The 10,396-nt window shown below is 38.6% G+C and carries 8 protein-coding genes; 4 read left to right on the top strand and 4 right to left on the bottom strand.

The genetic code is table 11. From position 1 onward, the window contains the following. Positions 1 to 76: 76 nt before the first annotated feature. A complete protein-coding gene (locus tag NLF99_RS08550; protein ID WP_214648504.1) occupies positions 77 to 580 on the top strand; it encodes a GNAT family N-acetyltransferase in 504 nt (167 codons plus the stop codon). Between the two features lie 8 nt (positions 581 to 588). Continuing rightward, the gene (locus tag NLF99_RS08555; RefSeq protein WP_185218319.1) at positions 589 to 1,134 is read left to right on the top strand and encodes an AAA family ATPase; all 546 of its coding nucleotides are present in this window, start codon (positions 589 to 591) and stop codon (positions 1,132 to 1,134) included. A gap of 49 nt (positions 1,135 to 1,183) precedes the next feature. On the opposite strand, the gene NLF99_RS08560 is transcribed toward NLF99_RS08555, so the two are convergent. The 3 genes from NLF99_RS08560 to NLF99_RS08570 form a co-directional block, all read right to left on the bottom strand. Beyond that, positions 1,184 to 2,764 carry a RagB/SusD family nutrient uptake outer membrane protein gene (locus NLF99_RS08560; RefSeq protein WP_185213829.1) on the bottom strand — a complete coding sequence of 527 codons (1,581 nt, stop codon included), beginning with the start codon at positions 2,762 to 2,764 and terminating at the stop codon, positions 1,184 to 1,186. Positions 2,765 to 2,781: 17 nt separating this feature from the next. Further along, on the bottom strand, positions 2,782 to 5,910 hold the full coding sequence (locus NLF99_RS08565; protein ID WP_185213828.1) for a TonB-dependent receptor: 3,129 nt from the start codon (positions 5,908 to 5,910) through the stop codon (positions 2,782 to 2,784). Between the two features lie 444 nt (positions 5,911 to 6,354). Further along, a complete protein-coding gene (locus NLF99_RS08570; RefSeq protein WP_185218320.1) occupies positions 6,355 to 7,023 on the bottom strand; it encodes an NAD-dependent epimerase/dehydratase family protein in 669 nt (222 codons plus the stop codon). Positions 7,024 to 7,666: 643 nt separating this feature from the next. Here NLF99_RS08570 and NLF99_RS08575 point away from each other — a divergent pair. Both NLF99_RS08575 and NLF99_RS08580 read left to right on the top strand, forming a co-directional pair. Next, the gene (locus NLF99_RS08575; protein ID WP_185218321.1) at positions 7,667 to 8,602 is read left to right on the top strand and encodes a hypothetical protein; all 936 of its coding nucleotides are present in this window, start codon (positions 7,667 to 7,669) and stop codon (positions 8,600 to 8,602) included. Between the two features lie 156 nt (positions 8,603 to 8,758). After that, positions 8,759 to 9,787, top strand: a complete 1,029-nt coding sequence (locus NLF99_RS08580) for a LacI family DNA-binding transcriptional regulator (RefSeq protein ID WP_185213824.1) — start codon at positions 8,759 to 8,761, stop codon at positions 9,785 to 9,787. Between the two features lie 46 nt (positions 9,788 to 9,833). Here the strand turns inward: NLF99_RS08580 and NLF99_RS08585 are convergent, their stop codons facing one another. Next, complete coding sequence (locus NLF99_RS08585; RefSeq protein ID WP_254527738.1) at positions 9,834 to 10,304, bottom strand: hypothetical protein; 471 nt, start codon at positions 10,302 to 10,304, stop codon at positions 9,834 to 9,836. Positions 10,305 to 10,396: the final 92 nt, after the last annotated feature.

Here is a 10,396-nt window from a genome sequence, read left to right on the forward strand (position 1 = left end):
TAAGTTTTTATAAATCCTTCAAAAGCAAAGCCTAATTACATTAATAATTTTTACTTTTATTAAAATTTATTGATTTATGATGGATTTAGATCAGTATAAACTGCTGAAGTTTGTAAACACCAGCATGGACTTTGACAACTACTTCAAGTTGGTAAACGACAGTAAGGTGATGGAAATGATTACAGAAAGGCCCTTTGAATATGCAGAAGCCAGAGAGGACTTCAAAAAACTCTTAAAATTAAACTCCATCTCCCCTAACTTTGGTACCTTTAAAATAGTAGAAAAGAAAAAAGGTTCATTTATTGGATTAGCCAAACTTGAAATTACGGAGTCCAATGCTGACATTGCTGAATTAGGCTACATTATCATTCCTGAATTCTGGGGAAAAGGCATTGCCAGCCAAATAGCCGAACATTTAGTCCAATACTCAAAATCTATTAAAAACCTAAAGGGACTATTTGCCATAATTGACCCCAAAAATTATGCATCCAAAAAGATCTTAACTAAAAATGGCTTTCAATCTAGGGAATTCCGTGACTTTAACGGCCTTCCAGGGGAAATATTGGAGCTTATATTTTAAAAATATTAATGAAGAAAAGTATTAGAAACTACTATGTGCTCACTGGTGGACCGGGAACTGGCAAGACCAGCTTATTGACACTGCTTGCAGAAAAGGGGTTTCCATGTATTCCAGAAGTTGCCCGAGAAATCATCAAAGAACAAGTGTTGAACAGAGGCTCTGCTCTACCCTGGGCCGACAAAGAAGCCTATGCCAATCGGATGTGGTCTGAATCTCTGTGTTCCTATAAGTTGACCCTACAGCGATTTGAAAATGAGGTAGTCTTCTTTGACCGAGGCTTGTTGGACAGCATTTGCTATATGGAAATGGAAGACATAAAGATCAGTCAGGAAATTCAAGATGACCTGAGTTCAGCTTTGTACAAAAAGGTATTTATCCTTCCACCATGGGAGGAAATTTACGTAACTGATTCTGAAAGGAAACAATCTTGGGCCGAGGCATTGGAAACCTTTGAATCCATGAAAAAAGTATATGAGAAATATGGTTATGAGACCATTGAGGTCCCCAAACTGTCCATAGCGGAGCGGGTTCAATTTATCGAAAGGAATTTATAAAAAAGGCTACCTAAAATATTAGGTAGCCTCTCCATTTTAAATTATCGCCTTAATTTTTAGATTGGTAATCTTTATTTTGAGTCAATTTAGGATTACGTTGAAGTTCATCCAGAGAGATTGGCCATAAAAGGTCAGAATCTTTGAATGTAGCTCCTGAAGCATTTTTGCCTCCAACTAAGTTTATGTAAGTAACTTTTCCTTTTTCAGTATCTGAAATAACAGGGAATTTACCGGTACGCAAACAGTCGTCCCACATCTTAAACTCAAGTGGCAATTCACGAAGACGTTCAGTCCATACTTCTTCAACAAAGGCAGTTGGAGAAAGAGCCTGAAGTTCTGTTGTGTACTGAGCCACTGTCTTATTGGTTGTGCTCGCACGAGCTTTGATCCTTGCCAAGTATCCTGCAGCCTCTGCGGTAACCGCATTGGCAGCTTTTGCTGTACTTTCAGCAGCGATCAATAACGCCTCTGCATAACGGTAGATATTGAAATCCTTGGTACCACGACCAGAAGTCAATATCGCAGCCTCATCTACATAGTACCAAACACCTGCATCATCAGATTTCCATATCTTTCCAGTGTTTGGGTTTTTATATTCCCAATGGAAAAATTGGTTAGGCTGGATCCTTAAGTCGTCTGCTTTGTACACGTTCAAGAACTTTTTGGTCGGTCCATAAACGCGTTCGAAGATGGCATATTTGTCAAATACAGCCGTAGCAGAAGAGTTGAATCCATAAGTTGGCCACCAACCACTTGAAGAGATCGTTCCGTCAAATTCATACGCATAGATTGACTCTGCTAAGTTATCTGTAGTACGCAACTTGTTGTAAGCACTCTTCAATTTTAAGTCCTCATTTGCTGTCAAGCTGTGCGGAGAGTTTACCACCATTTTAGAATAGGTAGCAGCCTCTGCAAATTTACCTTGTTGTAAATAAACATTCGCAAGCGTCATTGCCGCAACATATTTAGTAATACGGTTCTTGTTCTCTGTGAAAGTCACTGCTGGCAATCCATCGACCGCATCTTTAAGATCTTTCTCGATAGCTTGATAAACCGTAGCTACAGGAGAACGCTCAAGGTAAAGGTTGTCAAGATTTTCAGTAGGTTCCAAGTGCAAAGGCACATCTCCGAATGTTTTCACCAAATAGAAGTAGTTGAAAGCTCTGAAGAACTTAGCAGTAGCGATCAAGGTCTTCTGCTGATTGGCATCCGTAAATGGAATCTCAGGGATATGTTTCACGGCACCATTAGCGATATTGATGGAATTGTAACTATCATTCCAAATCGTGTTCATGGTGTTGGATACGATACGGGTGTTTTCCTGTCTGTTCAATAATCTTGAATATTGACAGATCAACTCTTGGTTTTCATAAGAGTTGGTAAAGTACCCCGTTAAAAAGGTAGGGATGGAAGCCGTTGGACCGAGGTATGCACTTCCTGCATTTCCGTATCTTACGGTAGCTCCCCTACGGTATAATGCATTGACATTTCCTATTGCTTGGGCCTCTGTTTTATAGAAGAAATTTAAAGTCTCATTGGACTTAGGCTGTTCCTCTAAAAACTTCTCACAGGAACTCAGACCAAGCACACCTGTCAATAGTATAGCGATTGCAAAATTTCTAGTTTTCATAATAATAATTCTATAGATTATAAGGTCAGGTTAACTCCGAAAGTGAAAGTCTTGGCTCTTGGGTAAGAGAAGAAAGTCATGTTCTGACCGAATTTATTTCCTTCACCCAATGAAGTACTTTCTGGATCGTATCCTTGGAAGTCTTTGTTAGTAAACAACCATGGGTTATTCGCACTTGCATAGATACGCAATGCCGAGAAGCCCATTCTGCTAGCTAGGTCTGACTTGAATGAATAACCCAATTGTAGCACGTTAACACGTAGGTATGAACCATCAACCACCCATTGTGAATCCACATTGGTATCCTGTCCAGCGTGACCATTGTTTGTCAAATATATCGCTTGCTGCATAGTACCTGGATTAGTTCCATTGTATGCATCGGTCAAGATAGTTTTCAAACCATTGGTAATACCGAAACGGTCATAGGTCGAGTGGAAGAACTGTTGCATGGTCTCTACTCCGTAAACAAACTGAAGGTCAACGGTTAAGTCGAAATTCTTGTAGTTTACGGTGTTGATAAAGCTACCCATCCAATCAGGAACACCTTGTCCTAAGATTCTTTGGGTCGTAGAACGTTTTGGTCTACCGATCTTGTTCTGATCGATCTCTCCGTTTTCGAAATCCTGAACGGTATAGATCTTTTCTCTTTCGTAACCATAGAAACTGTTCAAGTTCTCGCCTACACGGATGATACTGTTAGGTCCACCAACCCATCCGTTCAATAGAATGTCTTCGTTGTTTTCACCTAGTTTCAACACCTTGTTCTTGTTGTAGCTACCGTTCAAGCTGATATTCCAGGTTAGGTCATCTCTGCGGATCGGATTAGCAGTAACCAATACCTCTACCCCACTGTTTCTAACTGAACCGATGTTTTTCCAAACATCATTGAATCCTGTTGAGTAAGGAACCGGTGCTCTCAACAATAGGTCTGTTGTTGTTCTATTGTAGTATGAGATATCAAAGTTCAATTTGTTTTCGAACAAACCTAATTCAAAACCAGCATCATAAGTTTTGGTCTTTTCCCATTGTAATCCAGGGTTACCAAGGTTTCCTACAACATATGATGGCTCACGGTTACTGTTGATCAAAGTAGTACCCGCACCGATCATGAACAATGATGAATATGGATCGATCTCCGAGTTACCGGTAATACCGTAAGAAGTGTGAAGTTTTAAGTTGCTAACTGTATTTTGGTCTCTCATGAACTGTTCGTTGGAAACATTCCATGCTAAACCTGCAGACGGGAAGAAACCATATTTCTTATCCTGTCCAAATTTAGAGGAACCATCCGCACGAGCAGTTAAAGTAACTGAATAACGGTCATCGTAGCTATAGTTACCACGAACGAAATACGAGTTCATCGCCCATTTGTTTGTTCCTGAACCTGGAGAACCTGGGATAGAACCAACACCTAAGTTGTTGTATTCATAAGCATCGGTAGTAAATCCTTCCGTACGGGTATTGAAACCGAAATAGGTACGTTCCTGCCAAGAAAGACCCGCCATAGCATTTACCCTATGTTTGTCGAAAGTCTTGTTGTAGGTTAGGTACGTTTCTTCTTGCCAATACAGGTCATTCCAGCTGCTCACTTCAGCCCAACCGTTAGGTCTTGAGATGTTATTCAATAAAATAGAAGAATATCCTCTGTATTCTTTTCTGTGGTTATCAATACCGAATTGAGTTTTCAGGTCTAAACCATCAGCAATGTGGAAAGTCAATGCCGCATTACCGAAGATTTGGGTATTGTAGCGCATTCTCTTCTGCAAATCCAAGATAGAAACTGGGTTTGCCATACCTTCGAATGCCAACACGTTAGAAACCGTTGAAGATGAAGAGTTAGTGTATTTACCATCCGGTTGGTAGATAGGTAACCAAGGAAGCATTTCGATCATGGTACGACGCGCATCCTGACCACCACCATCCTCTGGTGTATGTTGGCCCCAAGTATGGTTTGCCAATAAGTTCACACTGGTCGATAACCATTCCTTAACTTTAGAATCATAGGCTAATTTACCGTTGATACGTTTGCTGTAGGTATTGTTCACCACCCCTTGGTTTTCAGAGTAGTTCAAGAACGCACCAACCGATGAATTCTCGTCACCTTGTTGGATATCGATCTGGTGGTTATGGGACAGGGAATTCCTTGTCGCCTCTCTCTGCCAGTCCGTATTGTACAATGGGTTACCGCTTGCATCGAAGTAGTTCGGGTCATTGAACCAGGAAGTCTTGTTCAGGTTCCAGTTCTTGCCCTGCCATTTGTTTTCGTTCTCAAGACCGATCATAAAGGCATCCACCCATTCCTGACCGCTCAGAACATCCATATAGCGCTGTACAGAGTTACTGCTCACAGAACCTTGGTAGCTGATTGTCCTTCTGCCATCCTTGTTACCCCTTTTGGTCGTAACCAAGATAACACCGTTGGCACCACGCGCACCATAGATCGCTGCTGATGAAGCGTCTTTCAATACTTCGATACTCTGGATATCGTTCGGGTTCAACAAATGGAAATCTTGCATCACCACTCCATCCACCACGTAAAGTGGGTTTGAAGAAGAGTTGATGGTGTTTGTACCACGGATAATCACCCTATTGGCATAGGCACCTGGCTGGCTCGAGTTGGAATAGATGTTGACACCTGGCGCTTTACCCCTTAAGTTTTCTAGGGGACTAAAGCTCTGTGCCTTGATCATGTCCTCTCCTTTTACGTTGGAGATCGAACCCGTCACATCAGACTTTCTCATGGTACCATAACCTACAACCACCAATTCCTCGATCTGTTGATCGGAACTTTCTAGAGAGAAGTTCATGGTGCTGGAACTTACCGTTTTCTCTTGGGACTTGAACCCTAAGAAATTGGCAACGATTACCTGACCGGTATTTGCTGCAATGGAGAAGTTACCATTGTCGTCGGTCTGCGTGGCGGTATTGGTACCTTTGACAGAGATGGTCACCCCTCCCATAGGCTGGTTAGTACCTGCATCACGGACAACGCCTGAAACGGTCTGTTGCTGCAAATTAGTGGTTAGGACTGCGTTCGGTCCAAAGCTAACATTGGCATTAGCCGGACTGTAACTAGTTGCGAGGAGCACTAAGGGAATAATCCATAGCCTCTTGCCTCTACGAGTAAAATTGTCAGAATTCCACATAAAAATATAGTTAATAATAAATAATGCTAAAACGATTTATAATTTTGGCTCTAAAAATCTCAAATACAGGTTTCCTAATTAAATAACTGTGTTAGGTGTTCTCTTCAATAGTTAAAGTTCATCACGAATTAACGCAATAAATTTGATTTCAGCTATACTTTTTAAAAATTTTATAAACTCTTTCGTGTTTTGTAATAATGGTTAAGGAATGTAAATAGTTATAACTAGCTATTAAATTATATTCTAATAGCAAAGACAGCAATTCACAATAGTTAATTTTACCCAATAAATTTACAGGAAAATAATGGAAAACCTAAACGGAATTGTAGATATATTTCTATATAATCAGTAATTATGAGAAAATGTAATCCTGAAAAAATCAATAAATATTTTATTTCAAGACAATAAATGAAGTTTTTTGGAGGACATGGGAACAAGAAAGACTCAAGATTTTGACGCTAGGAATGAAATATCCTCAACTTCAAGCACATGCTTATTGTATCCATGTATGGATACGACGATCATGGCTTTTGCGACTTCTTCTAAGGTTAGGAAATAGGTTTTGTTGAACGGTCTCAGGATTGGATAGAGGGCAGTAATCAGTTTAAAGATACCCTTGACATTTTTTGCACCGGGGGTAGGACGCATAAATGCGGGACGAAAATTGTACACAGCTTTAAAAGGAAGTTTCATCAGGTCATTTTCAGTTTTACCCTTTACTCTAGCCCACATGGTCCTTCCTTGTTCGGAACTGTCGGTTCCTGAACCCGAAACATAACAGAAAGTCATGTCTTTATTAATGGCCAACAGTTTTTTGGCAAAGCCTAAAGTTAGGTCATAAGTTAACATGCTGTATTTTTGTTCATCCATGCCTACGGAAGAAACCCCAGCACAGAAATAACAGGCATTGTACGAAGACAGATCCTCTCCTATGCTTTCAATATCCTGAATATCAGATAGAATCGCTTGTGATAATTTGGGGTGTTGTAGCGGATATTCCTTTCTGTTGACAATCAACACCCTTTCTACTTCAGGATTGACTAAACATTCCTGAAGCACTCCTTCCCCAACCATTCCAGTTGCACCCGTAATAATCACTTTTAATTTTTGCATACCTATTCTAGATTCCAATATCTTGAACGAAAAATTCTACATAAATTATTCCAAAAATTGAATGTATAACCACATAAGTTTTAAACCCACATTAATTCACAAATTGACTTCTTGCTATTGTTTCGTAAAAATTAACACAAATACATATTGCCGAAATATTATTCACCCAAATAACTAAACTACAAGCCCAACTATTGGATAAATACGGGTATTAATATTAAATTAATATTATTAGCATGATTACTACTTCCTACCACAATCTTGATCCAGTGATCCGATCCAGTTAGCCTAGCTATCTGCCATAGAATTCTATAAGGTCTTGGTTTCCATACCTCCAAACAGACCTCAAGAATAATGATTGATTTATACCCTTTTTTGATTTAGGATATCGATTTCGTCAAATTAATAGAAGCTTTACATTCCCTTTGACCAATAATCCTTTTTTTAATACAGTTGTATGCTTTAAACTATGCTGATTTGGCCTTCCCTTTCGCTATGCTTGGTAGTTATTGAAAAAAATCAAGAATATTCTTAACCTAGAATAAACTTTTACTCATTTCCATTGTCTATCTTTAAACAATTAGCGCTAGAAGAAATTAAAATAAAGCGCATTTAATGCCAACACACTAACTGATAACAGATTATGAAAAATTTCACTTTCCTATTCTTATTCCTATGCTTAAGCTTGTTTTTTACTAGCTGTGACAAGACCGAAGAAAAAATTGATTCTGAAGACCCATCCTTTCAACTCATTGAGAACCACAAGGAAATTAAAGGAAAAGTATCTTTCAATGGGGGGAATGAAAATTGCGGAAAAATTTATGTTTCGGCCCAAATTGAAGCTGCGGAAGGTAAATATGCTGAAATTACCTTTACCATACTCTCCAATGGTGAATTGGTATCCGTAAAGTACAACACAAACACTCCTACTGGACCTGGCGTTTTCTATTCCCAAACTATAGAGCCTAAAAAATCCTTTTCTATTGAAGACTTTAAATATGACCCCCAGAATCAAACGGTGTCATTTAAATTTAAGGGAAAGATTTTTGAATTCCCTAATGCTAAATCTGAAAGGGAAATCGAGGGATCCATCCAGGCCAAAGAGATTGGATCTGTGGGATGTGAAGCCCTCATTTTTGACATTAGAACCACTAATCCAAAATTTCAGTTCTTTTCGACAACAAGCTCTTCTGGTAAATCGCTCTCCAACGTTACGAATGAATATTATGATTACAGGTATAATACCTTTTCCAATTCAGGCCAACATTTGGTATTAAAATTAGAAAATGGCATATCCAGCTATTTGGGTCAAGAAATTGATCTTGATGTAGAAAACCAAAAAAACTGGGCTGAATATATGGAATACATAGGACCTTTTACTGCAAATTACAACTATAGTATAAATCCAGGAGAGTGGAAAAAATTTAAGGTCAAGGGAAAAATCCAATCCCTAAAAAAGCATTCAAATCCTCCAGAGAGTTTTGGAACTTATTACGAGGGTTTCATGGTTTTAGATATCTATGATAACGAGAAGCTGATCGTTGAAAATGCTGTCTTACCTTTCGAGCTAAGTAAATAAAAATCTTTAAGTAAAGGCTAAAAAAGACATCCAATTTAACTTAAATTGGATGTCTTTTTATTAAAAAGGAAGAATAAATTGCCAAAACCATTTAAAATTTGTTTATTTAAATTTTTAGAAATCTCCCTATCAGGATCATTTCAGGATGAACTAATTATGACAGAACGTAAGACTTTAAAGGATATTGCCAGAGACTTAAAACTATCTATTTCTACCGTTTCCAAGTCTCTATCAGATAGTTATGAAATCAGCGAGTCTACTAAAAAAATGGTAAAAGACTATGCTGAAAAACATAACTATGTCCCTAACAAGGTCGCTCGGACATTGAAAACAGGCAAGACCAACACGATTGGTGTCATCGTTTTTAATATCAGCAATACGTTTATCTCCCAAGTCCTTGATGGGATCCATAAGGGATCCCAAATTGATAAATATGATATCATCATCATGCAGAGCCGTGATGATGTCAATTTGGAAAAGCATGCCATTGAGGTGCTAAAGATGCGTGGAATTGATGGCCTTTTGATATCCCCTGTTTCTTTCAATTCAAACTATGAACAACTAAAGAGCCTACAGGATTCGGGGATCCCAGTGGTTCTATTTGACCGGGTAAACCATGACCTGCAAACCCATAAGGTTGGAATAGACAACCAACTGAGTGCCTATGATGCCACCGAACACCTCCTGAACTCTGGAAGGAAGAATATTTTACATATCACGGGTAAAAACATAGGAGTTTCGGAAGCCAGATTAGTAGGGTTCCAGAAATGCCTGAAAGACCATAAGATAGAATTTGATAATAATTTTTACCTAGAATGTGACTATAGCAAACATGATGAAATCGAAGATTCAATCATAAAAAAGCTGAACTATCTAAAATCTACAGGAAACATGGTCAATGCCATCTTTGGTGCAACCGATGACATCACCACCCTGACCTTGGGCATATTAGCTGAAATGAACATCAAGGTTCCCGAAGAGGTTTCAGTCATAGGTTTCTCCAATATTAGGATTCCAAACTCCCTTAACCCATCCCTTTCCACAGTGGTTCAACCTACAGAAGAGATTGGAATGATTGCCTTCCAAAAGTTAGTCGAGCTGATCAATGCCAAATACCCAATTGAAGAATATGAAACCATTGAACTAAAGACTAAATTGATCCCTAGGAAATCTTCAGTACTCTAAAAGCAAAAACACCTATAACAAAGTACAGGTGCTTTTAAATAATATCTTAAATTCTATAACGTAATCCTATAAAAATCGTAGATGGATCAATTCCTTCTGCTTCAAAATAAAACTTAGGTTTGTATCCCACAAAAGGAGAAAACTTCTTGATGTCGAACTGGAATCCAGCCAGCGCATTTATGATAATATCATTAGCATCCGTTCCGCGAATCCCTTCAAAACCTAATCCTGCCCCAACAAACACACTCGGCATCTTTTTCAAGAGCAATACGGTATATAGATAATCGGCACCTATATAGCAAACATCATAATCACCTAATCCTACCTGAGCTTGAATAGCTTGTCTTTCTCTGAAATCATATTTAGCATTGACCGAATATAGCTTGGCATAGGTGGGCGACTCCATGTTCCATTCTAAATGTGCTCCGATAGAAAATGGATTAGACTGGGCATTGGAATGCAAATGAATAATAGTAATTAGAGTTAACAAGAAAAGACTCTTTGTAATTTTAAGCATAATGATTTGTTAGTGGGTTAATAAATAATCGTCAAATATATAAAAATAACTACATCAACAATGCTAAAAATAAAAAGGGAGCAGAATTACCG

The organism is Sphingobacterium sp. LZ11T8 (assembly GCF_024261425.1).
GTDB lineage: Bacteria > Bacteroidota > Bacteroidia > Sphingobacteriales > Sphingobacteriaceae > Sphingobacterium.